Source organism: Actinotalea alkalitolerans, assembly GCF_023369855.1.
GTDB lineage: Bacteria > Actinomycetota > Actinomycetes > Actinomycetales > Cellulomonadaceae > Actinotalea.
The window spans coordinates 8,069-23,206 of record NZ_JAMBPP010000020.1 but is presented as its reverse complement, the minus strand read 5'-3'; the positions used below and the strand labels follow the sequence as shown (position 1 = coordinate 23,206).

At 70.7% G+C, this 15,138-nt stretch carries 17 protein-coding genes; 6 read left to right on the top strand and 11 right to left on the bottom strand.

Going from position 1 to position 15,138, the window contains the following annotated elements; all coding sequences use genetic code 11:
• Positions 1–89 precede the first annotated feature (89 nt).
• Positions 90–386, bottom strand: a complete 297-nt coding sequence (locus M1R94_RS18515; RefSeq protein WP_249383209.1) for a hypothetical protein — start codon at positions 384–386, stop codon at positions 90–92.
• A gap of 729 nt (positions 387–1,115) precedes the next feature.
• Here M1R94_RS18515 and M1R94_RS18510 point away from each other — a divergent pair.
• On the top strand, positions 1,116–2,030 hold the full coding sequence (locus tag M1R94_RS18510) for an AbiTii domain-containing protein (protein WP_249383208.1): 915 nt from the start codon (positions 1,116–1,118) through the stop codon (positions 2,028–2,030).
• A gap of 105 nt (positions 2,031–2,135) precedes the next feature.
• Here the strand turns inward: M1R94_RS18510 and M1R94_RS18505 are convergent, their stop codons facing one another.
• Entirely contained in the window at positions 2,136–2,525 is a 390-nt protein-coding gene (locus M1R94_RS18505; protein WP_249383207.1) for a heavy metal-responsive transcriptional regulator, read from the bottom strand.
• Positions 2,526–2,615: 90 nt separating this feature from the next.
• Between M1R94_RS18505 and merA the strand changes: the two genes are divergently transcribed.
• Positions 2,616–4,007 (top strand): mercury(II) reductase, encoded by a 1,392-nt coding sequence (gene merA / locus M1R94_RS18500; RefSeq protein ID WP_249383206.1) that lies wholly within the window; start codon positions 2,616–2,618, stop codon positions 4,005–4,007.
• 295 nt (positions 4,008–4,302) lie between these two features.
• On the opposite strand, the gene M1R94_RS18495 is transcribed toward merA, so the two are convergent.
• The 8 genes from M1R94_RS18495 to M1R94_RS18460 form a co-directional block, all read right to left on the bottom strand.
• Positions 4,303–4,929: a recombinase family protein gene (locus M1R94_RS18495; protein ID WP_249383205.1), complete on the bottom strand. Its 627-nt coding sequence runs from the start codon at positions 4,927–4,929 to the stop codon at positions 4,303–4,305.
• Positions 4,930–5,104: 175 nt separating this feature from the next.
• Positions 5,105–6,115, bottom strand: a complete 1,011-nt coding sequence (ccsB, locus tag M1R94_RS18490; RefSeq protein WP_249383204.1) for a c-type cytochrome biogenesis protein CcsB — start codon at positions 6,113–6,115, stop codon at positions 5,105–5,107.
• 129 nt (positions 6,116–6,244) lie between these two features.
• Entirely contained in the window at positions 6,245–7,123 is an 879-nt protein-coding gene (locus M1R94_RS18485; protein WP_249383203.1) for a F510_1955 family glycosylhydrolase, read from the bottom strand.
• Between the two features lie 54 nt (positions 7,124–7,177).
• The gene (locus M1R94_RS18480) at positions 7,178–7,948 is read right to left on the bottom strand and encodes a cytochrome c biogenesis CcdA family protein (protein ID WP_249383202.1); all 771 of its coding nucleotides are present in this window, start codon (positions 7,946–7,948) and stop codon (positions 7,178–7,180) included.
• Positions 7,945–8,418: a TlpA family protein disulfide reductase gene (locus M1R94_RS18475; protein ID WP_308199934.1), complete on the bottom strand. Its 474-nt coding sequence runs from the start codon at positions 8,416–8,418 to the stop codon at positions 7,945–7,947. The genes M1R94_RS18480 and M1R94_RS18475 overlap by 4 nt, the downstream gene beginning before the upstream one ends.
• 182 nt (positions 8,419–8,600) lie before the next feature.
• On the bottom strand, positions 8,601–9,125 hold the full coding sequence (locus M1R94_RS18470; RefSeq protein ID WP_249383201.1) for a signal peptidase II: 525 nt from the start codon (positions 9,123–9,125) through the stop codon (positions 8,601–8,603).
• Between the two features lie 17 nt (positions 9,126–9,142).
• Positions 9,143–11,101: a heavy metal translocating P-type ATPase gene (locus tag M1R94_RS18465; protein WP_249383200.1), complete on the bottom strand. Its 1,959-nt coding sequence runs from the start codon at positions 11,099–11,101 to the stop codon at positions 9,143–9,145.
• Complete coding sequence (locus M1R94_RS18460; protein WP_249383199.1) at positions 11,094–11,507, bottom strand: ArsR/SmtB family transcription factor; 414 nt, start codon at positions 11,505–11,507, stop codon at positions 11,094–11,096. Before M1R94_RS18460 ends, M1R94_RS18465 begins: the two co-directional genes overlap by 8 nt.
• A gap of 59 nt (positions 11,508–11,566) precedes the next feature.
• Between M1R94_RS18460 and M1R94_RS18455 the strand changes: the two genes are divergently transcribed.
• The 3 genes from M1R94_RS18455 to M1R94_RS18445 are packed head-to-tail and all read left to right on the top strand — an operon-like array spanning position 11,567 to position 13,456.
• Complete coding sequence (locus tag M1R94_RS18455) at positions 11,567–12,184, top strand: class I SAM-dependent methyltransferase (protein WP_249383250.1); 618 nt, start codon at positions 11,567–11,569, stop codon at positions 12,182–12,184.
• A complete protein-coding gene (locus tag M1R94_RS18450) occupies positions 12,181–12,810 on the top strand; it encodes a methyltransferase family protein (protein ID WP_249383198.1) in 630 nt (209 codons plus the stop codon). Before M1R94_RS18455 ends, M1R94_RS18450 begins: the two co-directional genes overlap by 4 nt.
• Before the next feature lie 46 nt (positions 12,811–12,856).
• On the top strand, positions 12,857–13,456 hold the full coding sequence (locus tag M1R94_RS18445; RefSeq protein ID WP_249383197.1) for a cadmium resistance transporter: 600 nt from the start codon (positions 12,857–12,859) through the stop codon (positions 13,454–13,456).
• A gap of 45 nt (positions 13,457–13,501) precedes the next feature.
• On the opposite strand, the gene M1R94_RS18440 is transcribed toward M1R94_RS18445, so the two are convergent.
• Complete coding sequence (locus M1R94_RS18440; RefSeq protein WP_249383196.1) at positions 13,502–14,683, bottom strand: IS30 family transposase; 1,182 nt, start codon at positions 14,681–14,683, stop codon at positions 13,502–13,504.
• A gap of 229 nt (positions 14,684–14,912) precedes the next feature.
• On the opposite strand from M1R94_RS18440, the gene M1R94_RS18435 reads away from it, so the two are divergent.
• Positions 14,913–15,138: hypothetical protein (locus M1R94_RS18435; protein WP_374109495.1), on the top strand; the 226-nt coding region annotated here is incomplete at its 3' end.

Here is a 15,138-nt window from a genome sequence, read left to right as displayed (position 1 = left end):
GACTTCAGAACGTGTGACCAGCGTGAGGTCGAGTGGGCGATGACCGCCGTTCGGCAGGATCGTCCGGCGGCCGGCATCGGCTGGGTGGGCTAGATCTGCTCGAACGTCCACCCAAGCTGGCCCAGGTCGTACAGGCCCTCCGCGTCCGGCGCGATCCGGTCTTCGTACTCGGGAGGGTCGTCGGGATCGAGGTCAATCGCCGGCCACACGATGGCGTCGGCGCCCTCCCATCGGTGACCGTCACCGATCGCCAGCAGAAGGTCCTCAAAGGTGGCGCGCAGGACGACTGGCGTCGCAAAGCCGTTCCACGGATCGCCGAACCGCACCGCTGGCCAGGACCGTGTGCGCTCGAACGGGGCGAGCGTGAATCGCTGTTGTGCGCTCATCAGTGGCCCGCGCGCTTCTGGTGCGTACGCACGCTGGTCGGGGTACCGACGTAGTCGCAGCCCGAGTGTGAACACTCGTCCCACGCCCCCTCGGAGACGGCTGCCGCCGTCACGGAGTGCCCCGCGCCGTAGCCGTGTGCGTGTAGGAGCTGCGCGACCGAGCCGCCGTACCGGGCAGCGAGCAAGGCTCCTTCGGCGACCTTGTCGTGACCCTGGGCGAAGAAGGAGCCCAGGCCGACCTGGCGGCCACAGCCACACCAGCATGTGCCGGTGGGGATCAAGCGGGGGAGAGCGTCGAGTGCCATATCTCCAAGGTAATACGACAAGAAGGCGTGTCAAGACGTACTTTCAAGCCGAGACGCCTAGCCGCGTGAGCGACGACGAGCGGTAACCGCGCGTGCGGCCGTGTCCCACTCAGGGATCCCTCAACGACATCCGCGACGGGGCGCCCTCAGTTACGCCTGCCGCACGCGGCTGTGACCCGCAGTGCCCGCCCCGAGAAGTGGCCCAGTGACGGGGCCTCATGCGGGACAGGCAGCGGACTACCGTCCACCTGGACCCGGTGCTGCCGGTCCAGAGCGCGAGCTCTCCCAGCCGAACGATCGGCTGTGACGCTCGTAGACGAGTGGTCCATCAGTTCTGCTGATACCGCGTATGGGGACACTCCTGGCCTGGCCCCCTTCCCTCTGGAACGACCGTTTGTGGCGTGCCGGTGGCACACTCCTGCCCATGCCGACCGCTCTCGAACGGATCATCGACGGCGCGTCCGACCCGTCCGTGTCGACGGCCGACCTGCTCCGGCGGGCGGTAGCCGTCGCGCATCGCCTCCGCGCCGACCAGGTGAAGACCTGGGCGGAGCACGAGCTGCGCGGATACGTCGACGTCGTCGAGGAAGAGTTGCCGATCTACCGATGCGCGCAAGTCTCGATCGCCAAGGCTCAGTGGACGGGGTTCGGTGGCTCGTCGGCGACCACCCATCTACGGGTGTCCGATGCTCCATCGCAGTTCGCCCCGCTGTTCGAGATTGCGGCTCGCCAGCCGGTCTCGGAGTTGGAGTCGCTGGCTGTGTCTGAGGATGGCCTCGCCATCCCATGGCCAGCGGCTGCCGTGAGCTGGTGGAACCGGCTCATCGATGAGGAGAAGGCGGTTCACGTCTCGGGTATGTATCTCTTCTCTATGCGCACCGAGGTGCCGAGGCAGCTCCTCGTCTCGGTGCTCGACGCGGTCCGCACGCAGGTCATGAACCTCGCGCTCGACCTCGAGAGCGCCGGCGCCCAGACAGGGGAAGTTGGCGGGCCGACCGTAGACGACCCGCCGGTCCGGGCGGCCGTCACGACGTTCGTTACGAACGTCTACGGCCCAGGGGCGGCGATCACCCAGGCCGGCTGGATCGACAAGCTGACCGTGAACGTCGGCGACGTCGATTCCCTCGCGCGCGCTGCCCTCGCCCTCGGCCTGGGTCAGGCAGACGTCGCGACCTACGTCGAGGCGGTTGAGGCGGCGCAGGACGACCCGGAGCGGAGCAAGCTCTCGAAGTTCCTGGAGGCGGTCAAGTCGGGCGGCCTCTCGGTCGCTGGCGGTATCGCGAGCAACGTCGCCGCCGACCAGCTCCTCAAGTTCGCGATGAGCTTCCTCGGGACCTGACTGCTACCAGGCTCGCTCGCGCGGCGGCCCGTAAACGGTGGCGGTCTCAAGCGGTCAACGCACCACCTTCGGCTTGCACCGTAGCCAGGTTCGCGATGCCGACGCTCAGAGGTACCGGCAGACGGTTGAGGGGTTGCACGATTCGGGGTCTGCCTCGGTGGCGGAGTCGCGCAGCTCTGCGACGGTGAGGCGGAGTGCGTGGAGGTCTGCGATCTGGCGGTCGAGCTCGTGGACGCGCCGGTCGAGGAGGTCGTGGACATGGTGGCAGGGCGCCGTGCCGGCGTCGCGGACCTGTAGGACTTCGCGAATCTGGGCAAGAGTCAGGCCGGCGGCTTGGCTGCGGCGGATGAAGTCCAGTCGGGCCACGGTCTTGGGGTCGTAGTCCCGGTACCCGCCGGCGGTCCGCTCGGGCGCTGGGAGGAGTGCCACTGCCTCGTAGTAGCGCAGCGTCTTCGTCGTGGTGCCGCTCGCCCGGGCGAGTTCTCCGATGCGCACTCTTGGCTCCTCTCGCCGGTCACTTGACCTTCCAGTGTGGGGGAAGGTCCACCCTGGCGTGAGCAACGTTGGGTGAGGAGAGGGTGCGACATGAATGACGACTCTGACGTGGACCTGGCCGTGGTCGGCTCGGGGGGCGCGGCGATGGCCGCAGCCATCACCGCGAGGCAGGCGGGGCGCAGTGTCGTCCTGATCGAGCGGGGCGTTCTGGGTGGGACGTGCGTGAACATCGGCTGCGTCCCGTCCAAGACGCTCCTCGCCGCGGCCGGCACCCGACACGGTGCGCTGAACAACCCGTTCGACGGAGCACCTACCTCGGCCGGCACGGTGGACCTGGGCGCGTTGGTGCGCCAGAAGGACGAGCTGATCGAACGGCTCAGAGGGGCGAAGTACGCCGCCGTGGCCACGGCCTACGGGTTCGAGGTGATCTCGGGGCAGGGGAGCTTCCTCGACCGGGACACGCTCGCCGTCGACGGGCAGGCCCTGCGCGCCCGGGCGTACGTCGTGGCGACCGGCTCCGAACCGGTGGTACCGGCACTGCCGGGTCTGGATTCGGTGGACTGGTTGACGTCGACGACAGCCATGGAGCTCGACGAGGTGCCCGAGTCGATCGTAGTGATCGGCGGTGGCTACGTCGGCCTCGAGCAAGCGCAGCTCTTCGCCCACCTCGGGGCCAAGGTCTCCCTGGTCGGGCGCGTGGCACCCCACGCCGAGCCTGAGCTGGCCGAGGGACTGCGCCGGGTGTTCTCCGAGGACGGCATCGACGTGATCGAAGAGCACGCCGTCTCCGTCGCGGCGGAAGGGGGCCAGGTCGTGGTGCGGACGGCTTCAGGTGCGGTGGCCCGCGGCGCGCGGCTGCTGATCGCCGTGGGTCGGTCGGCCAGGACCGACGGACTGGGGCTCGCAGCCGCGGGCATCGACCTCGACGAGCGAGGCTTCATCCGCACCGATGCGTTCCAGCGCACGACCAACCACCGCGTCTACGCCGCAGGTGACGTGTCAGGGGCCCCGCAGTACGTCTACGTCGCCGCCGCAACCGGCCGGGTCGCCGCGCGCAACGCGCTGGCCCGGACCGCAGGCGCGCCCGACGCGCAGGTCGACTACACCGGCCTGCCCGCCGTGGTTTTCACCAGCCCTCAGCTGGCCTCGGCAGGGATGAGCGAACAGGAAGCGCTCGGGCAGGGCTACACCTGCGCGTGCCGGGTGCTGGACCTGTCCGACGTCCCGCGTGCCCTGGTCAACCGCGACACCCGTGGGGTGGTCAAGGTGGTCGCCGACGCCACCACGGGTCGGGTCCTGGGTGCGCACGCCCTGGCCGGCGGCGCGGGAGAGATCATGCTCGCCGCCACCTACGCCATCCGGGCAGGCATGACCGTCGACGACGTCGCCGACACCTGGGCGCCCTACCTGACGATGGCGGAGAGCCTGCGCATCGCGGCCGGCCTGTTCCGCAACGAGATGCCGACATCCTGCTGCGCCTGACCCGCCCACCATCGACGCCGCCGGTGTCGATGAGCCACCCTGGGCCATGGCATCCACGGCAAGCCGACCTCCGTCCAGCGCGACCAAGACGTGCGGCTGCTGCGGACGGGTCCGGCCGCACGCCGTCGAGCTCGGCAGCACGCCCGGGGTGTACATCTGCGCCGGCTGCGCACTCTGGGCCGCACGCCGCTCACTCGCGAGCCGGTTCGCCGGCCGCTCGAGGCACTGAGGCGGGCGGCGGGCGCAGAAAACGTAGCGAGCCGACCGGCACCTATTCGCCATGGGAGAACGGCGGTCAGGTGTGCTCCTCTGCGGCCCGCGCAGTCCCCGGCGCGGCCGTGTGGTGCTCTACCGCCCGGGGCGGGAGGTGGCGGTACAGGCTGGTGCGGGCTATGCCGGTCTTGGCGACGATGTCGGCGATCGAGTGCCCCGTCTCGCGAAGGTGGGCGGCGTAGGCGATCTTGTCCGCGTCGACCACCACCGGTCGGCCGATTCGCCGGCCCTTGGCCGTCGCAACCGCGCGCGCGTGGGCTGCGCGCTCGACCGTGTACGTCCGCTCCATCTGCGCGAAGAGCGCGAGCAAGACGACGGCGAGCTGGCCCATCGGATCTCTCGGGTTGGCCGAGTCGACCTTGATGGGGTCGGCGAGGTTGCGCACCCCGACGCCGCGGTCGGTGAGGTCGTGGATCAGGTTGAGGGTGTCGCGCACGGTCCGGCCGAGCCGGTCCAGGGTGTGCACCACGATCACGTCGCCGTCGCGGGCGTACTCGAGCGCCGCGCGGAGCCCGGGCCGGTCAGTGGTCGCGCCGGACTTTTTGTCGAGGAAGATCTTGTCTCGTGCGACGCCGGCGACCACGAGCGCCTCGACCTGCCGGTCGAGGTCCTGCTTTGCGGTCGAGACCCGCGCGTAGCCGAGATCCATCGGGCGAACGTACCGGAGGTTGCTTCCGTACGGAGTCAGCGGGACGGTGTTTCGGGACCAACCTCTGGCACGGCGCGTCGGCCGAGCGGGTTTCGGTTCGGCCACGCGTCGAGGGGGTGTCCCACTTCCAAGGAAGTGGGACGCGGAGACGGGCGACCGAGCAGGGGCCGTGTGGTCAGAGGCCGCTGTAGCTGTGCAGCCCGAGGAAGAAGAGGTTTACGCCGGTGAAGTTGAAGATCACTGTTGCGTATCCCGCTACGACGAACCACGCTGCTCGCCGCCCGGACCATCCGCGGGTTGTGCGTGCGTGGAGGTAGGCCGCGTAGACCACCCAGACGATGAAGCTCCACACCTCCTTGGGGTCCCAGCCCCAGTACCGGCCCCAGGCGTGCTCCGCCCAGACGGCGCCGGCCATGACCGTGAAGGTCCACAGCACGAAGCCGACGGCGTTGATCCGAAAGGCAAGGCCCTCGAGGTTTCGCGTGGACGGCAGCTGGTCCAGGACACGCCAGCGACGGTGAGCCATCCCGCGCTCCTGCGCCAGGGGGCTGCGACCGTCGGGTCGACCGGGGCCGGTGCTGACCAGGGCCGGCTGTGGGGCCGAGGTCCGAGCGATGTCTCGGGCGCGGTAGTCCTTCAGCAGCTGCAGTGCGCTGGCGGCGAACGCGACGGTGAACAGGCCGGTCGCGATGGTCGCGATCGAGACGTGGATCACCAGCCAGGGACTTTGCAGTGCTGGGACGAGGCCGTCGACCGGTACGTAGAAGTTCACCAGTGCGACGCCGAGGGCGATGACGGTCAAGCCCATGATGATCGTTCCGAGGAACCGCGCGTCCTGCCGGCGGCAGAGCACCAGGAACGTCAGGACCGCGACGCCGGTCCCGACGAGTGCGAACTCGTACATGTTCGACCACGGCACCCGCCCCGCGGCCACACCGCGCGTGATCGTCCCAGCGAGGTGCAGCAGCGCCCCGACGGTGGTCACGGACATCGCGATGGCAGCCGCCCGGCGCGGGGCCTGCGAGGTTGGGCGTCCCGAGGGTCGTGCGGCTGCCGGAGTGCCCGCAGGCCGTGAGTCGGGTCGGTCGGCCAGCTGCGCGAGGTCGACGGCGAAGCAGATGAGCGCGACGGCGTAGGCCGACGTCGCTCCCCAGACCAGCACGTGGCTGATTTCCCCGGGGCTCACCTCGACCACCCCATCGGCGGCGAAGGAATCGGCAGAGGTCCTGGCCAATGCGCGGGTTCAGTGGTGTGCATGGTTCCTCGGTCGATGGTGGGGTGTGCGTGGGGGCGGGGTTCGGCGAGGGGTTCGGCGTTAGCGTGTGAACGACGATCCGCCGTCGGCGGATCGTAGGAGCGCGTCGGCGACGACGACGAGGATCTCGATGTCGCCCTGGGCTTGTAGCCGGGTGGTGATGGCTTGGGGTGCCTCCCCGACGGTCCCGCGCAGCTCCCAGGTCGCCCCGGCGTCGGTGCTGAGGAACACACCACCGTCGGGCGCGACACCGGCAACGGTCAGGTCGTCGGCGAAGTGCGCCAGCTGCAGGAGCGGTGCCTCCGGCTCGACGGTCCAGGTGATGCCGCTGTCCGTGGAGCGCGCGGGCCCGGACGCGCTCGTGGCCAGCAGGGTGGTTCCGTCGGGCGATGCCGCCAGGGCGTGGGTGGCGACACCGGGATCGAGGGTGGACCAGCTCTGCCCGTCAGCGGAGGCGATCACGGTGGTTCCGTCGAGGCCGACCACCCCTGCCTGTGAGGCGCTCAGCGTGTGGAAGTCGGTCTGCCCCTGGCGGGACAGGGGCGTCCAGGTCTGTCCTGCGTCCGTGGACTCGATCAGCCCGACGGGGTTGGGTAGGTCGACGCCCGCTCCGGGGTGACCGGAGGAGTAGAAGTGGTCGGGTCCGGCGGCGGTGAACCCCATCAGGTCGATGACCGGGCCGACGCGGACCGGCCCGGTCTCGTCGTAGCGGAAGAGGCCGTCGTGAGTGGCTAGGTAGACCTTGTCGTCGGCGGGGTTGAAGGCGACGCCGTGGACGTGGTCACTGGGAAGGCCTTCGCTCCTCGCGGCCTCTGCCGGGCTCGGGGTCTGGTTGGTCCCGGTGTCCGTGGTCGCTGAGCAGCTGGCCAGGACCAGCGCCATTACAGCGGCGGACAGAGTCGCGCGGGCGGTGCGGCGGGTCGTCGTGGAGGGCGGCATGGCAGTGGGTGGTCCGTTTCCTTCGGCGGGGGCGCTGCGTGGCGGGGTTGATGGTCAGATGACGGTCACGAATCCTCCGATGAACCCTTGCAGGCTCTGGGTCCAGGTGGTCCACAGACCCGTCATCAGCGCCAGGCCGATCAGGACCAGCATCGCTCCACCGGTCCGCATGATCGCGACCCGGTGCTCGCGCAGGAACGTCACAGCGGCGGTCGACCGGTGCGCTCCCAGGGCGATCAGGAGGAACGGGAGGCCGAGGCCAGCGGCGTAGGCCGCGGCCAGGAGTGCCCCGCGTAGGGCGCTTGCCTCGTTCAGCGACAGGGACAGGACGGTCGCGAGGGTGGGTCCGATGCAGGGCGCCCATCCGAAGCCGAAGACGATCCCAAGCAGGGGCGCACCGAGCAGCCCTTGGCGGGGGGCGAGATGGATCCGCCTCTCGCGCTGCAGGCCGGGGATCCAGCCGAGGAACGACAGTCCCATGAGGACGACCACGGCACCCATCACGGGCATGACGACGGCCAACCATGGCCGTATCGCGACGCCGAGGGAGCCGAAGGCGACTCCAAGCAGGACGAAGACCACGGAGAACCCCAGGACGAACAGGCCCACTCCGGTGAGCAGGACCGCTTTGGACCTTTCCCCCGTGGAGGCACCACTCATCCCGGTGACAAACGCGAAGTACCCGGGCAGGAGCGGGATGACGCAGGGAGAGGCGAACGAGACGATCCCGGCGAGGATCGCCACGGGCACCGCCAGGAGCATCGGCCCGGAGAACGCCGTCTCCTGGAACGCGCTGGCCAGGTCCTGCCAGAACCCAGCGCTCACGGAGCCTCAGCCAGCGCGGTGTCGATCAGCTCACGCAAGGTGGTGGGGTCCAGACGCCCGATGATGCGTCCCAACACCCGACCCTGCCGGTCCAGGACCACCGTCGTGGGGACCGCCTCGACGGGCACCCGTCCCTGCAACGCAGCGATCGCGGTCCCGTCAGCATCGTGGATGCTGGGGTAGGGGATCTCGAAGTTGCGCTCGAACGGCTGCGCTGCGCCGGCGTCGTCGGTCCCGTTGACCCCGATAAAGTGGACTCCCTCCGCGGCGTAGTCCTGGGCGGCGGCGACCAGGTCTGGTGACTCGACCCGGCACGGCGGGCACGCCGCGTACCAGGTGTTGATCACCACGACGTCCCCGACCCAGGCCCCGGTGTCCACGTCGGCGCCGGCGAAGTCCTTGCCGACCAGGCGGACGGGCTCACCGCGATCTGCGGCTTCCCAGCTGGAGACGGTGCCATCACCCGACACGTACCCCGCCTCCGCGCCATCGTCGGTCCGCCCGCCGGTGACTGCCGACGTGCACCCCACAAGCAAGACTGCGGCGACGACGCCTGCCAGCAGGGCACGGGCCGCCCGGCCGCGCTGGGTGGTGACCGGTCTCCTCACGGGACGCCGATCCGGGTCCGGGACCGTCCATGCGTCGACTCTGTTCATGTCGGCTCCGTTTCGAAGGCCCCGGGGGCCGGCCCCGGTGCGACATCAGTGTCCGGCGCGCGGTGGCGTGCGGCGGCCAGGACCAGCAGCCCGGCGCCGGTGACGATGGTGGTGTCGGCGAGGTTGAAGGTCGGGAACCAGCCGCTGTGGAGGTAGTCGGTGACGACTCCGTCGCGGGCCCGGTCGATCAGGTTGGCTGCGGCGCCTCCGAGGACGAGCGTCAGCGCGGTGAGCCGCAGCCGGGCCGGTGCAGCTGCGGCCCGCCAGGCGACCGCTGCCACCACGACGGTGATTGTTGCCGTCACGGCGATGATCAGCCAGGTCGGGGCGCCTGTTCCCATCGAGAACGCCACGCCAGGGTTGTAGGCCAGGCGCAGGTCAATCGGGCCGAGCGGTATCGGTGCGTCCAGGTAGTTCTCGGCCCAAGCCTTGGCGCTGAGGTCGATCGCGGCGACCGCCACAGCTCCCGCAGCCAGGGCGATGCGCCGGCGGATGGTCGACGTCCTGGTCGCCGGGGTCATTGCCGCGTCCAGTGCGGTCACCGCGCCGGGGCCAGTTCGGTGGTCGCCGGAGCATTCGCGGGGCGCTGCGCGAGGGGGCTGAGGCGACCGGCGCGTACGCCGTTGGCGATGACGAAGACCTCGGCGATCTCGTGGATCAGGACGACCGCGGCCAGGCCGAGCACTCCCAGGAGCGCGAGGGGCATGAGCGCGACGATGATGGCCAGGGACAGGCCGACGCTCTGCAGCATGATCCGCCGGGCTCGCCGGGCGTGGGTCAGGGCCTGGGGCAGGTGACGCAGGTCTTCACCCATGAGGGCGACGTCGGCGGTCTCGATGGCGACGTCGGCTCCCATGGCGCCCATCGCGATGCCCAGGTCGGCGGTGGCCAGGGCTGGGGCGTCGTTGACGCCGTCGCCGACCATCGCGGTGCGTCGTTGGGTGCGCAGCTGGGTGATCAGCGCTGCCTTGTCCTCGGGGCGCAGGTCGGCGTGGACGTCGGTGATCCCGACCTCGCGGGCCAGGGCCTGGGCGGTCAGGGTGTTGTCGCCGGTGAGCATGGAGACGGTGTAGCCCTGGCGGCGCAGCTCGGCAACGACCTCAACGGCTTCGGGGCGCAGCTCGTCGCGGACAGCGACGACACCGAGGAGGTGCCCGTCCTCCTCGACCAGTACGGCGGTCGCGCCGGCGGACTGCAGGCGTTCGACGTCACCAGCGAGGACGCCGGCGTCGAGCCAACCGGGGCGCCCCAGCCGTACCGGGCGCCCGTCGATCTGCCCGACCAGGCCCGCGCCGGTCACCGCCTCGACGTCGGTGGCCGGGGTGACGGCCGCGACGGCGGCAAGGATCGCCCGGGCCAGGGGGTGCTCGCTGCGCGCCTCGAGCGCCGCGGCGACCTCCAGGACCCGCTCGGTCGACGTCCCGGGAGTCGCGACCACGTCGATGACGGTGGGCTGGTTGCGGGTCAGGGTGCCGGTCTTGTCCAGGGCGACACCGCGGATCGTGCCCAGGGCCTCCAGCGCGGCGCCGCCCTTGACCAGGACGCCCATCTTGCTGGCGGCGCCGACGGCGGCGACGACCGAGACGGGGACGGCGATCGCCAGGGCGCACGGGGACGCCGCGACGAGCACGACCAGGGCGCGCTCGAACCAGGTGGCGGGGTCACCGAAGATGCTGCCGACAACCGCGATCAGCGTCGCGGCGATCATCACCCCCGGGACCAGGGGCTTGGCGATCCGGTCGGCGAGGCGCTGGGCCTCACCCTTGCGGGACTGCTCGGCCTCCACGATCGCGACGATCCGGGCCAGAGAGTTGTTCTCCGCTGTGGTGGTGACCTCGAGCTCCAGCGCGCCGCTGCCGTTGATCGACCCGGCGTACACCGGGGCGCCGGGCCCGGCCTCGACCGGCACCGACTCACCCGTGATCGCCGAGACGTCCAGAGCCGTCCTGCCGGTGCGGATGACCCCGTCGGTCGCGACCCGCTCCCCGGGCCGGACCAGCATCACGTCACCGATACGCAGCTCCTCGGGGGACACGACCGTCTCGGTGCCCTCTCGAAGGACGGTCGCCTGGGCTGGGACCAGGCTCAGCAGCGCCCGCAGGCCGCGTCGGGTGCGGGCCAGGGAGTACTCCTCCAGGCCTTCGCTGATCGAGTACAGGAAGGCCAGCGCGGCGGCCTCGGCGACCTCGCCCAGGAGCACCGCGCCGATCGCGGCGATCGTCATCAGCGTGCCGACGCCGATCTTGCCCTTCGCGAGGCGCCGGATGGTGGACGGGACGAACGTCCACGCGCCGACGAGCAGGGCCGCCCAGTTCAGGATCAGCTCGACGGTCGGCTGGTCCTGCGCCCCGGCGATCAGGCCACCGAGCAGCAGGACACCCGCGACGGCGGCGAACTGCAGCTCCTTGACCTGCCAGAAGCGTTCGGCCTCGTGCTCTTCGGCCTCCTTGCCGGCGGGCGTGGTCTCGTCGTCGCTGCAACCGCAGGCGTCACTCATCGCGGGCTCCTGGTGTCGTCGTCGCGCCCGGTGTCAGGCCGGGGGTGGTCGGCGCTGGCGTCGTGTAGGTCGGGCAGAGCGCCACGGCGTTGCCCGTGGCAGCGAGCAGGCCTTCGCCCGCAGCGAGCAGGTCCATCAGCTCGGGGTGGGTCAGGTGGTACACCGACGCACGCCCCTGCGGGCGGTAGTCGACCAGGCCGCAGTCGCGCAGGCACGCCAGATGGGTGGAGACGGACGACTGGCCCAACCCCAAGGCGGCGCACAGGTCCACGACCCGCGCCTCGCCCGTCGCCAGCTGACGCACGATCGCCAACCGGGTGGGGTCACTCAGGCTCCGGAACAGGGCGACGGCCGGGGCCAGCGCCTCGCGACTCAGCACATCGGGACTTGCGGAGATCATCGGCATGTGCTGATGATACGTCACCGATGTGATGATCGCCAACGAACTGGAGCCGAGTCGTGCTGATGAACCGCGCCGAGACGTTGCTGATGAACAACCCGGCCCGCGCCTGGCTGCAGCGATCCTACGAGGCACCTCTGCTTCAGCGGCTCGGTGCCCGGTTCGCGGGCGGTGCCGTGGTCGAGATCGGGTGCGGCCGGGGAGTCGGGACCGAGCTGCTCCTGGAACGGTTCGGCGTGGCCCACGTCACCGCGCTCGACCTAGATCCGGCGATGGTCGAGCGTGCCCGGCGTCGCCTGGCCCGGTACGGGGCGCGGGTCGACGTCCGGGTCGGCGACGCCTCCGATCTGCCGTTCGCGGCCGCGAGCATCGACGCGGTGGTCGACTTCGGGGTGATCCACCATGTGCCCGCGTGGCGCGACGCGGTCACCGAGGCCGCGCGGGTCATCCGGCCCGGGGGACAGCTCGTCTTCGAGGAAGTGACCCGCCACGCGCTGGAGCGCTGGTCCTACCGCACCTTCCTCGAGCACCCCGAGCACGACCGGTTCAGCGCGCCGGAGTTCGTCGCCGAGGTCGAGCGGCACGGGTTCGTGCTGCCCGAGCCGGCTGTCACCCGGTTCTTCGGGGACTTCGTGATCGGCGTCGCGGTCAAACCCGCGACCACGGTCCGCGGCCCGCTGTGAGCGGCCACGCGATCCTCGGTCTGGTCCTGTTCCTCGTGTGGGGCTTGCTGGCCGGGGTGGGCCGGATGGCCGTCCAGCGGCGACGCACAGGTGACAGCGGGTTCCGGTTCGCCGCCGCTGCGCGAGGGGACAGGCAGTGGTGGGCCAATCGCATCAACGGTGCCGGTTCGGTCGCGGTCGGCATCGCCGCACCGGCCGCGGACCTTCTCGGGCTCGGCCATGTGGTGCCGGCGCTGAGCTCACCGGTCCTGCGCACCGCCGCGGCCGTGGTGGCCGCAGCGGGCATCGGGGCAACGTACGCGGCGCAGATGGCCATGGGGAACGCCTGGCGGATCGGCGTCGACCCGGCCGAACGCACCGACCTCGTGACCTCCGGACCCTTCGCGCTCGTGCGCAACCCCATCTTCACCGCAGCGCTGATCACCTTCACCGGGCTCGCCTTCACCACCCCCAACCTCGTGGCGCTGGCCGGCCTGGCGGCGGTCTTCGCGGGCATCCAGATGCAGGTCCGCCTCGTCGAGGAACCACACCTGCTCACCACGCACGGGCGGGACTACGCCGACTACGCCGCCCGCGTAGGGCGCTTCCTGCCCACCATCGGCCGCCTCCACCCGCCGCACAGCTGATAGTCCCCGTTCCGCCCTACCGCCCCTCTCGACCCGGAAGGCCCCCGTGGACCTGGCAGTAGCCGCCCTGCAAGCCGTCGGACTGTTCCTCGTGACCAACATCGACGACATCATCGTTCTGTCCTTGTTCTTCGCCCGCGGCGCCGGCGCACCCGGCGTCACCGCGAAGATCATCGCGGGGCAGTACATCGGCTTCGGCGCCATCCTGGTCGCCTCGGTCCTGGTCGCGATCGGCGCCGACGCGTTCCTACCCGAGGACGCCATCCCCTACTTCGGGCTCATCCCCCTGCTCCTAGGCCTCTACGCCGCCTGGCAGGCATGGCGCAACCGCCATGACGACGATGACGACGACGACCCCGGCAAGGCCGTCGGTGTCTGGACCGTCGCCGCCGTCACCTTCGCCAACGGCGGGGACAACATCGGCGTCTACGTCCCCGTCTTTCTCACGGTCGGACCGGCAGCGATCGCCGCCTACGCCGTCGTGTTCCTCGCCCTGGTCGCCGTCCTGGTCCTCGCCGCCCGGTACGTCGCCACCCGCCGCCCCGTCGCCGAAGTCCTCGAACGCTGGGAAAGCGTCCTGTTCCCCCTCGTCCTCATCGGCCTGGGCGTCGTCATCCTCGTCGAGGGCGGGGCCTTCGGTCTGTAGATGTCATGTCGGGCCAGGCTGCGCACAACCTGGCCCGACAGCACGCTAGGCGCGTGTCTCGATCGGGGATCCCTCACCGCGATGGTCGTCGTACCGGTCGGTGATGAGTTGCTGGTAGCGGTCGGTGGCGCTGTCCCAGCCCAGGACGCGACGAGGGCGGTCGTTGATGCGGGTCGCGATGTCGTCGAGGTCGCGCTGGCTCAGCGCGCGCAGGTCCGCGCCCTTTCCCAGGTACTGCCGCAGCAACCGGTTGGTGTTCTCGTTCGTCCCGCGCTGCCACGGGCTGCGCGGGTCGCAGAAGTACACCGTCGCCCCGGACGCGGCTGCCAGCTCCTGATGCTCGGCCATCTCCCGGCCACGGTCCCAGGTCAACGACAACCGCAGCCACGCCGGGATCTGCTCGAGCTCGAAGGTCAGCTGCTCGCGGACGTGTCCTGACCGGTACCCCTCAGGCAGGCGCACCAGTCGGAGGAACCGGGTCTGACGCTCAACGAGGGTTGCTACCGCACTTGGCCGGCGGCCCATCACCAGGTCCCCCTCCCAGTGCCCGGGGACCGAGCGCGCCGCGACCTCGTCGGGGCGGGCATGGATGGACGTCATGTTCCGCAGGCGCCCCCGCCCATCGGGACGGCGCGCCATCCGCGGCTGACGCATCGACCGCCCGGTGCGCAGATGCCTAGTCGGCCGCTCGCCGAGCTCCCTGCGATCCGCCGTGTAGAGGGTGCGGTAGATCGTCTCGTGGCTAACCCGCTGCGCGGGGTCGGGCCGGGTGCGGGCCAACCAGGCCGCGATCTGCTGCGGAGACCAGTCCAGCTCGAGGCGCCCTCGAACCTCCTGAGCGAGCTCCGGGTCCAGCGCCAGCTTCGTCGCCTTCGGGCGCTGCGCGCGCACGAGCGCCGCGGCCTCTGCATCGACAGCGCGATACGCCGCTCGCCCGCCGTTGCGCGTGACCTCTCGGGAGATCGTCGAGGCAGACCGCCCGAGCTCTACGGCGATCTCACGACAGGAACGGCCCGCCGCCAGCCCCCGCGAGATCCCCTCCCGGTCCTGCACGCTCAACCGCCGTGGATCACGCCGGCGAGGAGCCGGCCGGACGCCGCCGTGCGCCTGCAGCACCCGGCGCACCGCCTCCCGAGGGGACCCGGTCGCCCTCACGATCGACCGCAGCGAGTCCCCGGCGCGCCAACCCGCCCACACGCGATCCTCGACCGACTCCACCAGCGCCACCGCTCAACCTCCCGCACGGATCCTTCCGTGGTGCGTTGACCGGTTGAGACCGCCGTCGTTTTGCGTCGGCGCCCATCGCCGGCGGGACTCGATCCGGAGCCATGCGTGGTGGCCCGACCGGAACGCACGACCGAATTCGCAAGGTCCGGTACCGCGGCAGGACCGTTTCCGGTCGTGACCGCGATCGCGTGTCCGATGTCGATAACCTAGGTTGTAGGAGGTGGTTCCGATGGCCGTGCCGACGGATCTGTCGCCGCAGATGCGGGCGGTTCAGCGCAACCGGTTGCGGGAGCAGATCGCGCACTTGGACTACCTGCGCAGTCTTGCTGCGGCAGCGCCCGGGGTGGCGCAGCGGCAGTTGGCCGACGTGCTGGGGATCTCACAGGCGGCGGTGTCGAAGACGCTGCGCTCGGCGCGGACGGTGCCGCCTGTTCGCGAGGGGTTCAGTGGTGCGA

Excerpts from the sequence above, each read along its gene's own strand:
- M1R94_RS18465 (WP_249383200.1), bottom strand. The coding sequence starts at position 11,101 with ATGAGTGACGCCTGCGGTTGCAGCGACGACGAGACCACGCCCGCCGGC.
- M1R94_RS18510 (WP_249383208.1), top strand. The coding sequence starts at position 1,116 with ATGCCGACCGCTCTCGAACGGATCATCGACGGCGCGTCCGACCCGTCC.
- M1R94_RS18460 (WP_249383199.1), bottom strand. The coding sequence starts at position 11,507 with ATGCCGATGATCTCCGCAAGTCCCGATGTGCTGAGTCGCGAGGCGCTG.
- merA (WP_249383206.1), top strand. The coding sequence starts at position 2,616 with ATGAATGACGACTCTGACGTGGACCTGGCCGTGGTCGGCTCGGGGGGC.
- M1R94_RS18515 (WP_249383209.1), bottom strand. The coding sequence starts at position 386 with ATGAGCGCACAACAGCGATTCACGCTCGCCCCGTTCGAGCGCACACGG.
- M1R94_RS18455 (WP_249383250.1), top strand. The coding sequence starts at position 11,567 with ATGAACCGCGCCGAGACGTTGCTGATGAACAACCCGGCCCGCGCCTGG.
- M1R94_RS18495 (WP_249383205.1), bottom strand. The coding sequence starts at position 4,929 with ATGGATCTCGGCTACGCGCGGGTCTCGACCGCAAAGCAGGACCTCGAC.
- M1R94_RS18485 (WP_249383203.1), bottom strand. The coding sequence starts at position 7,123 with ATGCCGCCCTCCACGACGACCCGCCGCACCGCCCGCGCGACTCTGTCC.
- M1R94_RS18470 (WP_249383201.1), bottom strand. The coding sequence starts at position 9,125 with ATGACCCCGGCGACCAGGACGTCGACCATCCGCCGGCGCATCGCCCTG.